Genomic DNA, 18,659 nt, shown 5'->3' with positions numbered 1-18,659 from the left:
CAGCAGGATGTCGATCCGGTCCAATTCATCGGCCTGGAACGCCGTGGCGATCGCGAGCGCGGACTCCAGGCGCCCGAGGGACGCGGCCGCGGTCGCCACGGCGGTGGCGTCCCATCGCGCCTCGACGCCGTTCACGTTGTTCAGCACGATGCTCAGGGCCGTCTCCAGGGCCGCTTCGGCCAGTTCAGTCCTGCCGGCGGTGCCGGCCGCACGTGCCAATGCGGCCAGGACGTCGGGCGGTGCCGCGTTCATGGTCTCGCCGAGGGCCGTGTCCACCTCCCTGACGACGGGATCGGCCTCCTCAGGGCTGTCGCGGTCGAGGATCGCCAGCGCGACGCCGGAGAGAACCTCCGCCCGGGTTCCGGGGTTGGCGATGTCTCGTGCCAGGGAGGTCGCCAGGACCAGATGCCCGTTGTTCCGGGCCGACGCGGCGGCACGGGCGAGGAGGTCGTCGAGATCTTCGAGGGGCGGGGCTGCGCGCTGTCGTGGATCGTGGCCGTGGGCGGCGAGGGCGGTGTATGCGAGCGTGTGGGGATCGGCCGGCTCATCGGAAGGCGGCATCGCGAGCAGTCGCAGAGCCCGATCCTCGTCCTGGTAGGGGGCCGATTCCACAAGGTCCGCCGCGGGGAACTCACGGTTCAGCGCGGCGAGCAGCACCTCCGGTACGCTCTCCCGTCCTCCCACGGTGAAATGGTCTTCGCAGGCGCAGAGCAGGGCCCTTCTCCTGCCGTCCCGGTCCAGGTTCGAAATGTGGCCGAGCAGGCCGTCGATGTCGCCGAGGACGCCGTACGCTCGCGCGAGGTAGCCGTACACCTCCGGGCGGTCCTCGTCGCCGGTATGCTCGGCGGCCTCCGCGACGAGGGTCCGAGTCAACGCCGGATCGATCTCGGCCAACGGGCCGGCGACGGTGACGATCGACCAGGCCCGCTGATACCCGTTCAGGTCGTGCAGGTGGTCGGTGACGGTTTGACGGGCGAGGCCGGCGGCGTCGGGTTCGCCCCGGCGCGCCAGCGCGAGGGCCGCTCGCACCGTATGTTCCACGCGCTCCAGATCAAGCCTGCCCGGCACCTCGATCGCCTCGTGGATGAGGTGCCACGCCTCGATCGGCTGGGAGTCGAACAGGCACTCCCCGACCGCCAGCAGGGCCTCGGCTCGCGCATAGCTGTTCTGGAGTGTGCGGGCCAGTTGGACGCCCTCCTCGGACCGGTCGAGTCGCGCCAGCAGCAGCGGATACGCGGAGGGCACGCCGCCGCTCTCGTCTTCGATGCGCATCCTGAGCAGGGAGACCCGCGTGAGCATGACGAGGTCGCCCGCGGGATCCGCGGCGAGCAGCCTGGACGCGTGCGCCACCTCGGACAGTGCGGCCAGATCGCCACCGGTCCGGCGGCGGAGCAGAGCACGCCGTCCGGGCGAGGCCAGCGTGGCCAAAGTCCCGCCGGCGCTCTCGGAGAGCAGGAGGGTCGGGTACGCCTCGGTCAGGTAGGCCGGAGTCTCGTCGGGCCATCCGGCCTCGGCGAAGCCGAGAGCCCACGTGTCGATGGAGGCACGGGTCTGTGCGACCTCCTCCTGCTCCAGATCCTCCCGTACCGTCGCCACCAGGGTGTCGTGCGCGAGTGTGTACCGGGTCACCTGACCGGTCCGCGGCTCCACTACGCGGGAGAGACTCCGTTCCAGGGTCCGCCGGATCGCCAGAGGGGCTTCGTGGGTTATCGAGGCGATGTCCCTGCTGCTCAACGCGCCGCCGGCGACCGCCATCGCGGTCAGGATCCGGCGTGGCAGCGGCTCGGTCAGCACGTGGTCCAGTTCCTGGCGGGCGCGCAGGAGCAGGCTGGTCGCCGTGGGGAAGGGGGCCAGGACCAGGTGGGGGCAGTCGCGCAGAGGGTGGTTCTCGTCCACGTCCAGCGGAATGCGGGAGTGGCGGCTCGTCACCAGGACGTGTGTCGTCGCTCCTCGGACAGCCGGCAGTTGCGAGGCGATGCTGGGCTCGGCCAACTCCCGGAAATCGTTCTCGTCCAGCCCGTCGACCATCAGCACCAAGGGACGTCCACGCCGCTCGTGGCTCCTCGCCGCACGTTCCCACAGGCTGAGGAAGACGGCCGGGTCCGGTTCCGCGGGCGGAAACTCACCCAGCAGGGCTGCGAGTTGCTCGCACACCGCGCGGTGGAACTGCTGGAGACGCATCTGCCCGTCGCGCCGGGAGATGACGAACGAAACGACGTCCATCTCCGGGCCGGCACCCGTGGCGAAGTGCGTGACCAGCGACGTCTTTCCCGCCCAGGGGCCGGCGACGAGCATCAGGTACGGCTCCTGCCCGGTCGCGAACGCGCGGAGATCGGCGAGCTCCCGCTCGCGCCCGGTCAGGTCCGGGCAGCGTGCCGCGTACTGCCGCAGCAGGGCCTCGTAGGCCGGACGACGCCGCTCCTCCCTCGGGTGAGGGACACTGATCTGTTCCGGTACGACGTCATGGCCGGCCAGCAGCGCGCGTGCGGCCGCAGTATGCGATTCGGGCTCTCGCTCGGCTTCCGCACGCGGTTCGTACCTGCCGATCGCGGCGGCCAGGCGTACGGCTTCCAGACCTCCGGAGTGCGCCGACTCCACGACGACGCCGACGGCCGAACCCTCGCAGACGACGGCGGCGCCGGAGAAACCGCTCCAGTCACGCCCCTCAAGGAGGCGTCCGTCTGCCCGATGCAGGACCAGGCGCCCCCGCTTCACGCTCGAACCCAACGGGATCACCCCGTCGATCTGGTCGCTGTCGCGCCAGGTCGCCCTGTCCCCGTCTCGCCAGGTCCGGTGGCGGGGAAATCCGATCGCGGTGAACGGCAGTCGCCCGTGGGACTCCTCCGGGAGGACGCCGACGGTCACCGGAGGGATCTCGCCGAGGGGGACGTCCGGGGCGAGTTCGATGAAGGCGATATCCGCCCGGTCACCTTTCCAGACGGTCCGGCCGGCCACGGTGACCTCGTCCGGGTCGCCTCCGCGCAGCCGCACCTTGACCGTGGTCGCGCCCTCGACGACGTGTCCGGCCGTCACCACCAGAGACGTCGCCAGTCGCAGCCCTGAGCCGTACCCCGTCTCGTGCCGGCGCTCGACCAGGATCTCCACGCACCGTCCGACGAGCGAGCCGGCCACGCGAGGCGCCGTCTCACCGTGGGAACTCGGACAACCGGTCGGTCACCGAGAGTGGCTGGCCGTGCTCATCGGTGGGGGTGAGCGTCATCCGGACCCTCTGGGTCTGGCCGTGGCTCCGCTTGCCCTCGGCTCCCGCTTCGACCACCCACAGCTTCAGCCCACCCTTCCCGCCCGCTTCCCGCGTCACGGCGACCTCGAACTCCAGCTCCACAGCCCCGACGCCGAACTTGACCCCACGGGCATGCCCTTCCTGCTGTGCCGTCTCCAGTTGGTCGCGGAGCACGCGGATGTAGTCGGCCAGGGGTACCCCCTCGGACTCGTTCATCAGATCCCGCCTTCTACGTAGGTCCGCCAGGCCACATGTCGATGATGCCCGACGCTACCCCGTGGATCACCCGGAGCCGGCCCAGCCGTCGGCTGGGTACGAGTCCCTCGGCTGCGCTCCCGCGTCCGGCGCATGGCAGGTGTCCGACACGCGACGAAGCAGCCCGGTAGGGGCGGACGGCACGGTGGCGAGGTGGGATCGGTTCGCGTCAGGCCCGGTTGAACCGGGCTCCCCAGTCGTGGACCTGGTTGAGCAGTTCGGGCGGGTCGACGACGCGGAAATCGGCGCCGAGCACGCCCAGTGCCATGGTCGGCCAGTCCAGGGAGTCGGCGGTCATGCGCACCCGGCTGTGCTCGGCGTCGATCTTCTCGACCGTGCACCACCTGCCGATCCGTTCGCGTACGGTCTCGGCCGGGGCGTCGACCAGGACCTCCACCCGGTACGGGCGGAACAGGTTGTCCAGGCCGGCGCGGACGAACTCGGCGGCGTCGGCCGCGGGCAGGTCGCGGGGCCGGAACCGGGAGCCGGTGCCCTGCGGCGCGGTGACCCGGTCTACCCGGAAGCTGCGCCAGTCGTGCCGGGTGAGGTCGTAGGCGACCAGGTACCAGCGGCGGCCGAGGCAGACCAGCCGATGCGGTTCGGTGTGCCGGTCGGTGTGCTCCCCGCCGGCGGCGGTGTAGGAGAAGCGGAGCTGTTCGCCGTCCCGGCAGGCCAGCGCGACCGTGGTGAGCACGCCCGCGTCGACGCCCGTCCTGACCGGGCCGTCCCAGCCGGCGGGCACGGTCATCGCGCGCAGCGCGTCGATCCGGCGTCGCAGCCGGGCCGGCATCACCTGCACCACCTTGGCCAGCACCCGCACCGAGGACTCGGCGACGCCCTCCACCGCGCCCTGCGCGGCGGCCTGCAGTCCCACGGCCAAGGCGACCGCCTCCTCGTCGTCGATCACCAGCGGCGGCAGTGCCGCGCCGGCGGCGAGCTGGTAACCGCCGTCCACGCCGCGTTGCGCCTCCACCGGATAGCCCAGCTCGCGCAGCCGGTCGATGTCCCGGCGCAGCGTGCGGGCCGAGACTTCCAGCCGCTCGGCCAGTTGGGTGCCCTGCCAGTACCGGTGAGTCTGGAGCAGGGACAGCAGCCGCAGCATCCGGGCGCTGGTGTTCGCCATCTTTGCGTCCCTCTGCAATTCAGGTCAGAAAGTGGCCGTTATCCCCACCAGTATGGTCCGTGAGCGGCAGAACAGGAACAACGGAAGGCAGGAACCGTGACCGTCAACGAGCTGACTGTCCACGACATCGCCGGCGCGCCGGCCGCCACCGGCGAGCGCGCCGACCTGCTGGCGGTGCTGGCCAAGCACCGGCAGTTCCTGCGCCACACCACCCGCGACCTCACCGACGAGCAGGCCGGGCGGCGGACCACCGCCGGCGAGCTGTGCGTGGGCGGTCTGATCAAGCACGTCGCCGCGGTCGAGCGGACCTGGGTGGACTTCATCCTGAACGGCCCGTCGGCGATGGGCGACTTCGCCGCCATGACCGAGGCCGACTTCGCCCGGCGGGCCGACGAGTTCCGGCTGCTGCCCGGTGAGACGCTGACCGAGGTGCTGGCCGGTTATGCCGAGGTGGCCCAGCGGACCGACGAGCTGGTCGCCACCCTGCCCGACCTGGACGCCGCCCAGCCGCTGCCGAAGGCACCGTGGTTCGAGGTCGACGCGCGGTGGTCGGCCCGCCGGGTGCTGATGCACATCATCGCCGAGACCGCCCAGCACGCCGGGCACGCCGACATCATCCGCGAGTGCCTGGACGGCGCCAAGAGCATGGGCTGACCGGGAGCGTGTCGCCACCGCGCTCATTCCCCGCGGTCGCCGGCACGGTTGGGCTCACGCTCAGTAGCCGAGAACGCCGTGGGCGGCCGCGATGCCACTCGAAGCGCTCGGCCGTACCTCGGTGATCCGCTCGGCCAGGAGCAGCGCGGCGGCAAGGCCGCCCTTCGACGCTCCGCCGACGAGCCCGAGCTCGATCCGGTCGGCCAGATAGTCGTCCGGGATGCCGTCCTCGTCGCCGGGAAACAGCGGATCGAAGGTCAGGATCCTGCGGCCGTCAAGGTAATGCCCTGTTCTCCCTCGGGACAGATCATGGGAATCCTGCCAGGCGGGTCCGACGAAATTCCGTGCGCGTCGAGAGGCGGCACCGGTGGAGGGCCGGCGTGCCTCGCGTGCCCCGAAGCGGCCGTCATCCCCGGATGTCGAGAACCGGTCGCCCGTTACGACCTGCTTCGTGACAAGGGGTTCGCCTGGTGCGCGGACCATCCGGTGAACTCGAAAGGATCCGTCATGACCGACACCGCCCCGGCGAAGGCCGGGCGGCGGGAGTGGATCGCGCTCGCCGTGCTCGCCCTGCCGACACTGCTGGTCTCCATCGACGTGTACGTCCTGCTTCTCGCGCTTCCGCACCTGACGGCGGACCTGGGCGCGAGCAGCGTCGAACAGTTGTGGATCACCGATGTGTACGGGTTCCTGCTGGCCGGGTTCCTGATCACGATGGGCACGCTCGGCGACCGGATCGGCAGGAAGAGGCTGCTGCTGATCGGGGCCGCCACGTTCGGCGTCGCCTCCGTCGTCTGCGCGTACTCGACCAGTCCGGAGATGCTGATCGCCGGCCGCGCCGTACTCGGGGTGGCCGGTGCGATCCTCGCGCCGTCGACCATGTCGCTGATCCGCACGCTGTTCCGGGACGCCAGGCAGATGGGGCTGGCGATCGGGATCTGGGGACTGTGCTTCTCGGCCGGCGCCGTGATCGGCCCGGTGGTCGGCGGTGCGCTGCTGTCGCGGTTCTGGTGGGGGTCGGTCTTCCTGCTCGGCGTGCCGGCGATGGTGCTGCTGCTCGCGGTCGGCCCGGCCCTGCTGCCCGAGTACCGCGACCGGAACGCCGGCAAGCTGGACCTGACCAGCGTGGCGCTGTCGCTCGCCGCCATGCTCCCGGTCGTCTACGGGCTCAAGGAGCTGGCGAAGGACGGCTGGCAGGCGCTGCCGGTGGCCGGCATCGTGGTGGGGATCGCGTTCGCCGTCCTTTTCGTCCGCAGGCAGCGGCGGCTGGAGCACCCCCTGCTGGACCTGCGGCTCTTCGCCAGTCGGTCGTTCAGCACGGCGCTGGGCGGGATGATGGCCGGCACGCTGCTGATGGGCGCGATCATGCTGTTCATCACCCAGGACCTGCAACTGGTCGAAGGTCTCTCGCCGTTCGAGGCCGGCCTGTGGATGCTGCCCGCCGTCGCGGCGAACGCGCTGTCGTTCATCGTGTCGCCGATCCTCGCCCGCCGGTTCCGGCCGGCGTACGTGATCGGCGCCGGGCTGGCGATCTCGGTGTCCGGCCTGGTCGTGCTCACGCAGACCGACACGACCTCCGGGCCGGTCACCCTCGCGACCGGATTCACGCTGATCTTCCTCGGCTCCGGCCCGCTCGTGACGCTGAGCATCCAGCTGATCATGGCCTCCGCGCCGCCGGAGAAGGCCGGCTCGGCTGCCGCGCTGAACGAGACCAGCGGCCAGTTCGGCTTCGCGTTCGGGCTCGCCGCGCTCGGCAGCATCGGCGCCGCCGTGTACGACAGCCGGTTCATCCCGCCGAGCGGAGTCCCGGCCGGTGTCGCCGACGCCGCGCGGGAGAGCCTCGCCGAAGCGGTGGTCGCCGCCCGCGCGCTGCCCGCCGACCTGGCGGGCGCGCTGCTCGCACCGGCGCGGGAGGCGTTCGTCGGCGGGCTGCACCTGGTCGCCGCGATCAGCGCCGCGATCCTCGCGGTCGTCGCCGTGCTGATCGTCCGCCTGCTGCGCGCCGTCCCGCCGACCGGCGCCCCGCCCACCGGCGAGCCGTCCGCACCGGCCCCACGCGGCGAGCACGGCGAGCACGGCGAACACGGCGAACACGGCGGACACGGCGGACCCGGCGCGCACGAGAGGGTCGTACGCCAAGGGGGGTAGGCCAGCACGCCGGGAGGCCGGGTGCGGCGATTGACAGATCGTTTGCGAGGTTGGTAGAACCGGGCTCGGTTTCTCGAGCTCGGCCCGGTGCTGGCGGAGCTGCGCCGGGACCATCGGCTGGTGGAGGACTCCCTGCGACGGCTTGAGGCGCTCGTCGCCGGACTGGACCGGGACAGGGATCCCGCCGAGGTCCGGCGCGAGCTGGACAGCCTCGCCGCGCTGATGGAGACGCACTTCGTCTACGAGGAGAAGCGGATCCTCTCGGCGCTCAACGCGCTGAACGTGCCGGGCTGGGACCGTTCCCCGCCCGCGTTCCTGCGCACCGGTGACACCGAACGCTGAGGCTCACCCCGCGCCGGGGCGCCACGTCCCCTGCGCCACCTGCGGTACGAACGCGTCCAGATCGGTCACCGGGAAGCGCACCGTCTCGCCCGTCTCGGCGGACAGGTAGGCGGCCATCATCAGCTCGCTGACCTCGACGCCGTGTTTCAGGTTCTCCCGTGGCTGCCGCCCGGCGAGGAAGTCCGCGGCCACCGACCGGTTCTCCGTCGTGTAGCCGTAGGTCAGGGCCTCGTCGGACATGATCGGTAGCAGGCCCTGTTCCGCGCCCTGCTTCTCGACCAGGTCCTCGCCCTCGGGGGAGCGGATCTCCCGGCTGAGGAACAGCTGCGCCTCGGTGTTCAGCGTGCCGGCGGTCAACGAGTACTCCGGCCCGAGCAGCTCGAACGTCAGCCGCAGCCCGGGACCGACGTAGCTCCACGACGTCGTCGCCTCGACCACCGCCTCGTCGCCGTCGCCGTTGCGGAACGTGAGAGTGGCGTGGGCGTAGTCCTCGGCGGGCCGCCGGGTGTAGTCGACGGCGCCGCCGAACCGCTCGGCGAGCTGCGCGGCGTGCCGCTTGCGCGACCACTTCAGCGACGCGATCTGCGCGCTCACCGACACCGGAGTGAGCCAGTCCGAATGGTCCACGCCGGGGGGCGTCAGCAGGTAACGGCCGGCCTCGATCGAGTGGCACATCATGTCGCTGAGCACGCCGCCGCCCTGCCGCGTCCCGTCCCAGAACCAGGCGGCGTGCGGGCCGCTGTGCTCCTCGGCGCACCGGGCGAGGTACGGGGTCCCGGCCGGCGCGGCGCCCCTGGTCCAGAGCAGTTCGTGGCCCCGGGTGACGGCGGGCGCGTACACCTGGTTCTCCAGGTAGGCGTGCAGCAGCCCGGCGCCCTCGACCAGCTCCAGCACCCGCCGGGCCTCGGCGAGGTTGCGGCCGAGCGGCTTCTCGACGGCGATGCCGACGAGGGAGGCGCGCCCGGACGCCACCTCGTCGGCGATGGTCTCGACGACGTCCAGCCGGGCGTGGTTCGGCGCCACCACCCAGACGGCGTCGACCCGCGGGTCGCGGACCAGCTCGCGCAGGTCGGTGTAGGCCCGCGCGTCGCCGACCCGCAGGTCGCGGCAGCGGTCGGCCAGCGCCCGCGCGCTCTCGGCCCGCGGACTCTGGACGGCGACGACGTCGGCGTCGCGGACGCCGGTCCACGAGGTGACGTGGAAGTTCGCCATGAATCCGGCGCCGACGATGCCGACGCCGAGCCGTTCGCTGTTCTCCATCGTGGAAGGACCCCTAACTCCGAAGGCGTCGCTGCCGCCCGTAGAGCGACAGCAGGACGAGCAGGACGACGCCGTTGACGACGGTGCGCCCGGCGCCGCCGATGTCCAGCGTGGTGAGCAGCCCGGAAAGGACGGTCAGCACGATCGCGCCGACCGCGGTGCCGGCGTAACCGCCGACGCCGCCGGCCAGCAGCGTCCCGCCGATGACGACGGCCGCCACCGACGGCAGCATGTACTGGTCGGCGAGGTCGAGGAAGACCGACTCGGTGTACCCGAGCAGCAGGATCCCGGCCAGCCCGGCGAACGTCGCGGACAGCACGTACGCCAGGATCAGCGTGCGGTTGACCCGGACGCCGGTCAGCTCCGCGGCGGTCCGGTTGGCCCCGACGGCGAACAGGTTCCAGCCGAACGTGGTACGGCGTAGCAGCCAGACGGCGAGCAGGCCGAGCAGCAGCCACAGGAACAGCAGCCCGGGCAGATCGAAGATCACCCGGCCGTTGACCAGCGACGTGAGCGCCGGCGCCGCCTGGCCGCTGGCCCGCCCGCCGGTGTAGGCCAGGATCAGCCCCTGTACGACGCCGATCATGCCCAGCGTCATGACGAAGGGCGGGATCCGCAGCAGCGTGACGCCCAGCCCGTTGACCAGCCCGATCGCCGCAGAGACCAGCAGCGCCAGGGCCACGGCGGGCACGAGGTCGCCGTCCTCACCGGCCATCACCCGGGACCCGATGATGGCCGCGAACGTCGCCACCTTGCCGACGGACAGGTCCACGCCGCCGCCACCTGCGATGATCACGATGGTCTGGCCGATCGCGATGACGCCGAGGAACGCCGCCACCCGCATGAGGTTGACCAGCTGGCCGTACCCGGCGAACCCGGGCGAGACGATCTCACCGGCGATCACCAGGGCGACCGCGACCGCGCCGGCCAGCGCCACCGGTCCCGGCCGCCAGGCGAGGACCCGCCGGGGCGCCTCCAGGCTTGGTGCGCTCATGCCACCGGCCTCCTCTTCCGCGACGCCGGGCTCTTCTGCAACGCCGGGATGCCGGCCAGGGCCAGCGCGACGATGATCACGGCCCCGTTGACCAGTTGCCGGTACGTCGTCGGCACGTCGGCGAAGAACACGATGTTCGTGACCAGCGCGAGGACGACGGCGCCGAGGATCGACCCGCCCGCCCCGCCGCGCCCGCCCGTCAGCGCCGTCCCGCCGATCACCACCGCGGCCACCGAGGCGAGCGTCAGCTCGTTGCCGACGAACGGGTCGCCTGAGCCGGTGTTGGCCAGGATCGCCAGCGCCGCCAGCGCCGCGAACAGCCCGCCCAGCACGTACGCCTGCACCCGCGTCCGGGTGACCGGCACCAGCGAGGCGTACGCGGCGTCGGCGTCGCCGCCGACGGCGTAGATGTGCCGCAGGACCCGGTGCCGGCGCAGCACCCACCACAGCAGCGCGAGCCCGAGGATCGCCAGCAGCGCGACCGGCACCCCGAGTACGGCGTCGCGGTACGCCGTCGTCACCTCGACCGGCACCGAGCCGCCGGGGGTCGGCAGCACCACCAGCGCCAGCCCGGAGAACACGAAACCGGTCGCGAACGTCGCGACGATCGGCTGTAGCCGCAACAGCGCGACCACCAGCCCGTTCAGCGCGCCGCAGGCCAGCCCGACGCCCAGCGCGGCGGCCACGGCCAGCGGGATCCGGTCCAACCGGCCGTCGACGATCTGCACGGCGACGACGCCGGCCAGCGTGACCTGCGCGCCGAGCGAGAGGTCGAGGCCGCCGCTGAGCACCACGACCGTCTGCCCGACGGCGATCGCCACCAGCGGCACGAACGTGGCGAAGTTCGAGGTCAGCGCGTAGCTGTTCCAGAAGTTCGGCTGGAGCGCCGAGTTGACGACGACGGCCACCACCAGCATCGCGACCGTCGCGGCGCCGGAGAGCTGGACGCCGGGCAGCCGGATCTCACGCCAGATCTCACGCCGGGCCGGGGCGTTCACGGCGACTCTCCCGGAGTGAGCCGCAGCGCGCCGGCCACCAGCCGCTTCTCGGTGATCGCCGCCGCGCTCAGCTCCTCGGCGACGGCGCCCTCGAACAGCACCAGCACACGATCGCTCAGCTCGGTCAGCTCGCGGTTGTCGCTGGAGTTGAGGATGACGACGACGCCGTCGTCGGCCAGACCGCGCACGATGGCGTAGATCTCCTCCTTCGCCGCGACGTCCACGCCCTTGGTGGGATCGTCGAGCAGTACGACCCGCGGCCGGTCGAGCAGCCACTTGCCGATGACGACCTTCTGCTGGTTGCCGCCGGACAGCGTGGACACCGGGTCGGCCAGTGAGCCGATCTTGATTCCCAGGCGTTCGACCATGGACCGGGCGGCCCGCCGTTCGGCCGCGGCGCCGAGCGCGAGCCTCAGCCGGGCCCGGCGGTGCATGCTGGCCAGCGAGAGGTTCTCCTGGATCGGCCGGGCCGCGAACATGCCCTGCCGGCCGCGGTCGCCGGGCACCAGGGCGACGCCGGCGCGGGCGGCCCCGGCCGGCGAGGTCAGCGGCAGCGGCCGGCCGTCCAGCAGCGCCTCACCCGCGGTCACCCGGGCGGCGCCGAACAGCGCCAGCAGCAACTCGGACTGGCCCTGCCCCTGGAGCCCGCCGAGCCCCAGCACCTCTCCGGCGCGGACGGTGAAGCCGACGTCGCGCAGCCGCTCGGTGGTGAGCCCGCGCACCTCAAGCGTCGCCGCCGCCCCCGCGGACGGCGACGGACGGGCCGCGGCGGCGGGCGCGCCCGACCGGCGGGGCGCGTCGCCGACCATGAGCCGGACCAGTTCCGCCTCGTCGGTGGCCGCCAGCTCGACGGTGCCGACGGTGCGGCCGTTGCGGAGCACCGTGGCGCGGTCGCAGAGCGCGAACACCTCGTCCAGCCGGTGCGACGTGAACACCACCAGCACACCGGAGGCGCGCAGTTCGCGGACCACGTCGAACAGCACCGCGACCTGCTCTTTGTGCAGGGACGCGGTGGCCTCGTCGAGCACGAGGATCCGCGGCCCGCGGGCCAGCGCCTTCGCGACCTCGACGATCTGCTGCTCGCCGGGGCCGAGCGAACCGGCCGGCCGGTCCAGCGGCAGCCCGCCGGGGAACGCGGCGGCGAACCGGTCCAGCGCGGCGGCGGCGCGGGCGCGGGCGGCGCGGTGGTCGAGGAACCCCCACCGGCGAGCCGGCTCCAGCCCGAGCACCACGTTCTGGGTCACCGTCAGGTCGCCGACGATGCTCAGCTGCTGGTACACGGCGGCGACGCCGAGCGCGTGCGCGTCACGCGGGCCGCCGATGCGCGCCGCGGCGCCGTCGATCCGGATCTCGCCGGAGTCCGGGACGACGGTGCCGGCCAGGGTCTTGTCCAGCGTGCTCTTGCCGGAGCCGTTCGGGCCGAGCAGGGCGTGCACCTCGCCGCGCACCGCGGTGAGGGCGGCCCCGTCGAGCGCCTGGACGCCGCCGTACCGCTTGCGGACGCCGGTCATCTCCAGCAGCGGGCTCACTCGAAGAATTCCGCGGCCTTGGCGCGGGTCAGCGAGCCGTCCAGGCTGTAGGCGGCGCTCTCCCCGCTGACCTTGCCCCAGTGCTGGTCGAAGGTGGTCTCGTCGACGGTGAAGGGGATCGGGATGTGGACCGTGTTGCCGTTGCCGCCGGCGGTGGCGGTGGCGGCGGTGGCGGTGGCGAGCTTCCGGCCGTCGAGCACGTTGACGGCCATGTGCAACGCGGAGACGGCGCCGCCGGGCGGGTTCACCACGCCGATGCTCTCGAAGCCGTCGGCCCGCGCCTCGTTCCACAGCCGCATGAAGCCGACCCGGGCCTCGCCGGAGATCGTGATCCGGTCCAGCCGGCCGGCCGCCTGGACGGCCCGGAACACGCCCTCGGCCATGCCGTCCTGCGTCCACACGCCGTCGATGTCGGGGTAGGTGGCCAGCAGGTTCGTCATCACCTGCTGCCCGGTGGCCTGGTCCCAGTTGCCGTCGGCGACGGTGAGCACGTTGACGCCGGCCTTGGTGAAGACCTCCTTGGCGGCGTTCCAGCGCATGTCGTTGGCAGGGTGGCCGGCGATGCCGTTGACGACGACGATGTCGCCGCCCCTGCCCACCTTCTCGGCCAGCCACTCGGCGGAGGTACGGGCCCACTCGGCCTGGTCGATGACGACGTTCGTGACGTCCTTGGAGGTGACCGCCTGGTCGATGGCGAACACCTTGACGCCCTGCTGGGTCGCCTCACGGAAGACGGCGTCCAGGGCGGTCTCGGAGTTTGGGTTGACGATGATCGCGTCGACGTCGCGGTTGATGAGGTTGCGGATCTGCTGGATCTGGCCGTTGACGTCGGTGTCGGCGCTCTCGACGACCAGTTCGTCGACGACGCCCTCCTTCTGGTACTCGGCGAACGCCGCCTCCAGGCCCTCGACCATCTGGGTGCGCCACTCACTGCCGACGAAGCCGTTGCTCAGCCCGATGGTGTAGGGCCGGTCGCCGGGTCCGCCGCTGCCGCCGCTGCCGCCGTCGCCCGAGCTGCAGGCCGCGAGGAGTACGGCCACGGCGCCGGCCGCGGCAGCCGCGCGCCACCCTCGACTCGGTCTCGGCATCAGGACCACACCCTTTCTCGGCGACTTTTCATCCAGAGCGAGTGATAAGTGGCCCAATGGTGCCCCACGGCCGGGGGTGCCGTCTACCGTTCGCGGTGACCTTTACGGCGCGTGCCGGCCGATGTCAGCGGGTGGCCTGGACGTAGGCGGAGTCGCTCACCAGGCGCGCGGCCAGCTCGGCGGCGCCGACGATCGCGGCGTCGTCGCCCAGCGCGGAGGCGGCCATCCGCGGCACGTGCGGGATCCTGCCGACGAGCCGGTCGCGCAGGCCGGGCGTGATGAGGTCGGCCGCGCCGCCCATCTCGCCGCCGACGATGACCAGCTCCGGGTCCAGGACCGTGCACAGGCTGGCGACGGCCAGCGCGACGTAGTCGAGGGTCTCCTCCAGCAGCGCCCGCGCCTCCACGCTGCCCCTCCTGACCAGGTCGAACACGTCGGCGGCGGTGAGCGGCCGGTCCGCCGGCGCGACGATGCCGCGCTCGCGGGCCTGCCGGGTCAGCCCGGCCGACCCGACCCTGCTCTCCAGGTCGCCGAAGCCGGGGAACAACCGGGCCAGCGACGAGCGGTCCAGCAGCATGTAGCCGATCTCGCCGGCCGCCGCGCGCGAGCCGCGGTGCAGCCGGCCGCCGGTGACGATGCCGACGCCGATGCCGGTGCCCAGCACGACGGCGACGAGGTCCTCGACACCCTGACCGGCGCCGCGGCGGTGCTCACCGACGGCCAGCACGTTGGCGTCGTTCTCGACCACGACGGGGAGCCCGGTGCGGTCGTGCAGCAGCGAGCCGACCGGCACCTCGCGCCAGTCGAGCGCGGGCGCCCAGGTCACCCGCCCGTCGGCGCCGTCGACGACGCCCGGCACGGCGACCCCCACGGCCTGGCTGGGCTGGCCCAGCTCACCGGCGGCGGCGCCCAGCTCGGTGGCGACGGACAGCGCCTCCTCCAGGCGGATGCTCGCGCGGTCGGCGGCGTGCAGCACGTCCGGGACCACCGGGCGCCGGACCCGGTGCACGATGGCGCCGTCGAAGTCGACCAGCGCGCCCTCGGTGCGGGTGGCGCCCACGTGGACCACCGACACGAGATGCGCCCGCCCGCTGTAGCGCAGCAGGATCGACGGCCGCCCGCCGGTGGACGGCTGGTGCCCGTCGGAGATGACCAGGCCCTTGCGCAGCAGCTGGCCGGCCAGCCGGTTCACGGTCGCGGCGCTGAGGCCGGTCCGGGCGCCGATCTCCTGTCGGGACAGCGGCCCGTACTGCCGCAGCACGTCGAGGATCGCGGTCTGGTTCACCCGCGAGACGGTGCCGGCGTTGGCCGTCGAGGAGGTCGGACCGGACATGGCTGCTCCCCTTGGAGTTTTCTATCAGGCTGATACTGTATCCATCCCCCGCCCGCTCGAGACTGGAGACGCCGCCCGTGGTGATGCCCGGAACCGACCGTACCGGCCTGGCCGGCCCGCTGCGCCGGGCGCTCGCCGAGGCCGGCTGGCTGCCGTCGGGCGACGCCGGACCGGCTCCGGCCGGCCAGGCGTTCCGGGGCGACGCGGCCGAGCCGGTGGTGGGCGTCGACCTGGGCGGCACCAAGCTGCACGCGGTGCTCTACGACCCCGCCGGGCACCGGCTGCTGGATCGCGTCGAGCGTACGGATCCGCGCGGCGGCACGGCTGTGACCAGCCAGATCGCCCAGCTCGTGGCGTCGCTGACGGCCGCGGCGGGCGGCGCCGGGCGGCCGTCGAGGGTGGCCGTCGGCTGCCCCGGCGCCCCGGATCCGGCCACCGGCGCCGTCGGGCACGCGCCCAACATCCCGGGCTGGGACCGGATGAACGTGCCCGCCGACCTCGAAGCCCGCCTGGGCACCCGGCCCCTGGTGCACAACGACGCGAACCTGGCCGCCTGGGGCGAGCACGTCTGGCAGCCGGGCGGCGGCGGTGACCTCGCGTTCGTCGCGGTCGGGACCGGGGTCGGGCTCGGCCTGGTGCTGGGCGGCCGGATGTACGCGGGCAGCCGGGGGCTGGCCGGTGAGATGGCCGACCTGCCGTTCGGCGCGGACCCGTTCGACCCGGCCAACCTGGTGCACGGGCCACTGGAGCAGCAGGTCAGCGGCAGTGGCATCGAGCGTCGTTACCACGAGCTGACCGGCCGGAGGTGTCCGGCGCCGGAGGTGTTCGCGGCGGCGGCGGGCGGTGACCCGGCCGCCGCGCAGGTGCTGGACGAGCTGGGCCGGCTGCTGGCGCTGGCGCTGCGGGCGGTCCGGGCGATCGTCGATCCCGCGACTTTCGTGCTGGGCGGCGGGATCGGCTCGCGGCCGGAGACGCTGGCCGCCACCCGGCGCTGGCTGACCGTCACCGAGGGCGAGTCGTTGCAGGTCAGGACCAGCACGTTCGGGGCTCGCGCGGCGGTCGCCGGTGCGCTGGCCGCCGCCGTCGCGGCCTGACTCGCCGACAGTTAAGGATCATCGCGATAAGAAAGTCTGCCCGCAAGGGGTTCCGATGACGATCTGTCACGAGTACCTTCACAGAGATCAGCGATCTGTTCGGCGTTCCGGTTCGTCCTGAGCAGATCTCTCGCTCGGCATGCCCTCGACCTTAGAAGGAGTGGCCATGGCCAGGACGGCGGCAGGACGATCCTTGACGGCGGGAGTGCTGGCGGTGGTGGCCGCCGGCGCGCTGATCGGGACGCCGGTGGCGGCGCCCGGCGCGACCGCCGGCGCACTGACCGGGACAGCCGAGGCCGCGACCCGCACTGCGGGCGACGCTGCGGCCAGTACTGCGGCCGAAACTGTAGCCGAACCTGGGGCCGAACCTGCGACCGAACCTGGGGCCGGCGCGGCGGCCGACGCCTGCCCGGGTGGCTGGTCCACCGAGGCCACGGTCCGGTTCGGCCCGGCGCGCGCCGACACCGGCGTCGCCAACCCCGGACGCGACGACGGCTGCACGCTGCTCGACGTCGTCTGGCGGGAGGAGCCGTTCGCCTCGCACGGCGAGTTCGTCGCCACCGTCGTCCGCGCCACCCGCGAGTTCCGCGACCTCGGCCTGCTCGGCGCGCGGGAGGCGGCCGCCGTCCGCCTGGCCGCCGCCCGCTCGGATGTCGGCGGCCCTTCCGACGACTCGGTCCCGAACACCTGCGCCGATCGGGTGGCGCTGACGTTCGACGACGGCCCTTCGTACTACCGCGCCCAGACGCTGGAGATCCTGCGCGAGAAGCAGGTCACCGCGACCTTCTTCGACGTCGGCATGCGCATCGACGCCAACCCGCGGCTCGCGGCGTTCGAACGGCGTGAGGGGCACCTCGTGCTCAACCACACCTACGAGCACCCCAACCTCAACCGGGTCACCGTGCCGAGGCTCCAGACCGAGATGCGGACCACCGAGGAGGCGCTGGACCGGGCCGGGGTCGAGCGGCCGTTCACCGGGATGCGCCCGCCGTTCCTCGCGGCGAACGCGCAGGTCCGGGCCGAGCTGACCCGGCTGGGCTTCACGGTCGTCAGCGGCGACATCGACGCGGCGGACTGGCTGCCGGACCGCCCGGCCGAGCAGTTGCGGGCCGACGTCGCCGCGGGCATCGCCGACGGACGGCGGAACATCTTCCTGCACGACGGCCCCATCGACACCGTCGCCGGGCCGGAGCTGATGAAGGCGCTGCCGCTGATCATCGACGACGTCCGGGCGGCCGGGCTGTGCTTCGGCACGTTCGACAGCACGGGCGCGATCGTCGCCGACCGGTACGTCTCAAGCAGTGAGCCGATCCCGTCCGTCGTCAACGCGGTGCCGTACCTGCCGCTGCTGTTCGGCGGCGGGCTGCCCCCGGAGCCGTACAAGATCATCACTCCGGAGCCGGTCACCCCGGCCGTGGTTCCGGCTGTGCTTCCGGCCGGAGCCGGGACCGCACCGGTGGCCGGGGCGGCGGCCGGGGCGGCACCGGTGGCCGGGGCGGCGGCCGGGGCGGCACCGGTGGCCGGGGCGGCGGCCGGGGCCGGGGCCGCACCGGCGCGCGGATCCCTGCGGCCGGGTGCCGCGTCCGACGAGTGTCCGAACGGATGGTCCGCTGAGGAGACGATCTGGTTCGGCCCGCCGCGTGTGGACACCGGCATCGCCAACCCCGAGGCTTCCGACGGCTGCACCCTGCTGGACCGGGTCTGGGAGCGGGAGCCGTTCGCCACCCACGGTGCCTTCGTGTCCGCCGCCCGCGCCGCCGCCGACGAGTTCGCCGCCGCCGGCCTGCTCAGCGGGCGGGACCGGGCCCGTGTCGTCTCGGCCGCCGCCCGCAGCCACGTCGGCGGCCCGCGTGACACCTCCGTCCCGAACACCTGTGACCGGCGGCTGGCCATCCAGTTCGACGACGGCCCGTCGCACTACCGGACCGAGACGCTGCGGATCCTCCGTGCGAAGCAGGTGACCGGCGTGTTCATGGACACCGGTACCCGGGTCGAGGCGAATCCGCAGTTCGCCCGGTTCCAACTGGCCGAGGGGCACGAACTGCTCAACCACACCTACAGCCACGCGAACCTCAACCAGGTGCTGGCCGACGAGGGCCCCGGCGGCGTCCGCCGCGAGATCCTGGCCGCGGAGGCCGCGTTCGCCGCCGCCGGCGCGCCGATCTCGTTCCGCGGTATCCGCCCGCCGTTCGGCGCCGCGAACGCGCAGGTCCGGCAGATCATCGCAGACCTGGGCTACACGGACTACATGACCCGTATCGGCACCGACGACTGGCTGCCGGAGCGCACGCCGCAGGAGATCAGCGACGCGATCGTCGAGCAGTTGCACCCGGGCGCGATCATCTCGCTGCACGACGGCCCGTACGACACCTCGGCCGGCCCCGGCACGAACGGGGGACTGGCGCTGCTCATCGACGCCGCCCGCGAGCGTGGCTACTGCTTCGGCACCGTCGACCGGCACGGCGATGTGGTGGCCGACCGGTTGATCCCGACGGCCCAGCCGATCCCGGTGGTCAGGAACCCGGTGCCGTACGCGCCGCTGGTCTCCGCCGGCGAGCCGCCGCAGCCGTACGTGATCCTGGACTGAGTCAGGAGGCCAC

General features: G+C 72.8%; 14 protein-coding genes and 1 pseudogene. 5 read left to right on the top strand and 10 right to left on the bottom strand.

The genetic code is table 11. The features are described from left to right. Positions 1-2,613 precede the first annotated feature (2,613 nt). The 3 genes and pseudogenes from QSK26_RS42145 to QSK26_RS25485 all read right to left on the bottom strand — a co-directional run. Positions 2,614-3,105 (bottom strand): annotated as a pseudogene (locus QSK26_RS42145) (trypsin-like peptidase domain-containing protein); the annotation flags it as partial. Between the two features lie 40 nt (positions 3,106-3,145). Next, positions 3,146-3,457, bottom strand: a complete 312-nt coding sequence (locus QSK26_RS25490) for a trypco2 family protein (protein WP_285777768.1) — start codon at positions 3,455-3,457, stop codon at positions 3,146-3,148. A gap of 208 nt (positions 3,458-3,665) precedes the next feature. After that, complete coding sequence (locus tag QSK26_RS25485) at positions 3,666-4,619, bottom strand: helix-turn-helix transcriptional regulator (RefSeq protein ID WP_285777767.1); 954 nt, start codon at positions 4,617-4,619, stop codon at positions 3,666-3,668. Positions 4,620-4,715: 96 nt separating this feature from the next. On the opposite strand from QSK26_RS25485, the gene QSK26_RS25480 reads away from it, so the two are divergent. After that, entirely contained in the window at positions 4,716-5,273 is a 558-nt protein-coding gene (locus tag QSK26_RS25480) for a DinB family protein (protein ID WP_285777766.1), read from the top strand. 60 nt (positions 5,274-5,333) lie between these two features. On the opposite strand, the gene QSK26_RS25475 is transcribed toward QSK26_RS25480, so the two are convergent. Beyond that, on the bottom strand, positions 5,334-5,756 hold the full coding sequence (locus QSK26_RS25475) for a hypothetical protein (protein ID WP_285777765.1): 423 nt from the start codon (positions 5,754-5,756) through the stop codon (positions 5,334-5,336). A gap of 24 nt (positions 5,757-5,780) precedes the next feature. Between QSK26_RS25475 and QSK26_RS25470 the strand changes: the two genes are divergently transcribed. Together QSK26_RS25470 and QSK26_RS25465 are read left to right on the top strand one after the other, a co-directional pair. Beyond that, a complete protein-coding gene (locus QSK26_RS25470; protein ID WP_285777764.1) occupies positions 5,781-7,421 on the top strand; it encodes an MFS transporter in 1,641 nt (546 codons plus the stop codon). 87 nt (positions 7,422-7,508) lie between these two features. Then, positions 7,509-7,763, top strand: coding sequence for a hemerythrin domain-containing protein (locus QSK26_RS25465; RefSeq protein ID WP_285777763.1), 255 nt, complete (start codon positions 7,509-7,511; stop codon positions 7,761-7,763). A 3-nt stretch (positions 7,764-7,766) separates the two neighbouring features. Here the strand turns inward: QSK26_RS25465 and QSK26_RS25460 are convergent, their stop codons facing one another. The 6 genes from QSK26_RS25460 to QSK26_RS25435 form a co-directional block, all read right to left on the bottom strand. Beyond that, on the bottom strand, positions 7,767-9,023 hold the full coding sequence (locus tag QSK26_RS25460; RefSeq protein WP_285777762.1) for a Gfo/Idh/MocA family protein: 1,257 nt from the start codon (positions 9,021-9,023) through the stop codon (positions 7,767-7,769). Between the two features lie 13 nt (positions 9,024-9,036). Beyond that, entirely contained in the window at positions 9,037-10,017 is a 981-nt protein-coding gene (locus QSK26_RS25455) for an ABC transporter permease (RefSeq protein WP_285777761.1), read from the bottom strand. Continuing rightward, positions 10,014-11,015 carry an ABC transporter permease gene (locus tag QSK26_RS25450; protein ID WP_285777760.1) on the bottom strand — a complete coding sequence of 334 codons (1,002 nt, stop codon included), beginning with the start codon at positions 11,013-11,015 and terminating at the stop codon, positions 10,014-10,016. The genes QSK26_RS25455 and QSK26_RS25450 overlap by 4 nt, the downstream gene beginning before the upstream one ends. After that, entirely contained in the window at positions 11,012-12,544 is a 1,533-nt protein-coding gene (locus tag QSK26_RS25445) for a sugar ABC transporter ATP-binding protein (RefSeq protein ID WP_285777759.1), read from the bottom strand. The genes QSK26_RS25450 and QSK26_RS25445 overlap by 4 nt, the downstream gene beginning before the upstream one ends. After that, complete coding sequence (locus QSK26_RS25440; protein WP_285777758.1) at positions 12,541-13,632, bottom strand: ABC transporter substrate-binding protein; 1,092 nt, start codon at positions 13,630-13,632, stop codon at positions 12,541-12,543. Before QSK26_RS25440 ends, QSK26_RS25445 begins: the two co-directional genes overlap by 4 nt. 124 nt (positions 13,633-13,756) lie before the next feature. After that, positions 13,757-14,965 (bottom strand): ROK family transcriptional regulator, encoded by a 1,209-nt coding sequence (locus QSK26_RS25435; RefSeq protein WP_285777757.1) that lies wholly within the window; start codon positions 14,963-14,965, stop codon positions 13,757-13,759. An 83-nt stretch (positions 14,966-15,048) separates the two neighbouring features. Here QSK26_RS25435 and QSK26_RS25430 point away from each other — a divergent pair, with 83 nt between their 5' ends. Together QSK26_RS25430 and QSK26_RS25425 are read left to right on the top strand one after the other, a co-directional pair. Continuing rightward, the gene (locus QSK26_RS25430) at positions 15,049-16,059 is read left to right on the top strand and encodes an ROK family protein (RefSeq protein ID WP_285777756.1); all 1,011 of its coding nucleotides are present in this window, start codon (positions 15,049-15,051) and stop codon (positions 16,057-16,059) included. A gap of 166 nt (positions 16,060-16,225) precedes the next feature. Then, positions 16,226-18,646: a polysaccharide deacetylase family protein gene (locus QSK26_RS25425; RefSeq protein ID WP_285777755.1), complete on the top strand. Its 2,421-nt coding sequence runs from the start codon at positions 16,226-16,228 to the stop codon at positions 18,644-18,646. The last annotated feature ends 13 nt before the right edge of the window (positions 18,647-18,659 follow it).

The organism is Microtetraspora sp. NBRC 13810 (genome assembly GCF_030268685.1).
In the GTDB taxonomy this organism is placed as follows: Bacteria; Actinomycetota; Actinomycetes; order Streptosporangiales; family Streptosporangiaceae; genus BSRQ01.
The sequence above is the reverse complement of the archived record's forward strand: the minus strand, read 5'-3'. Positions and strand labels throughout refer to the sequence as shown.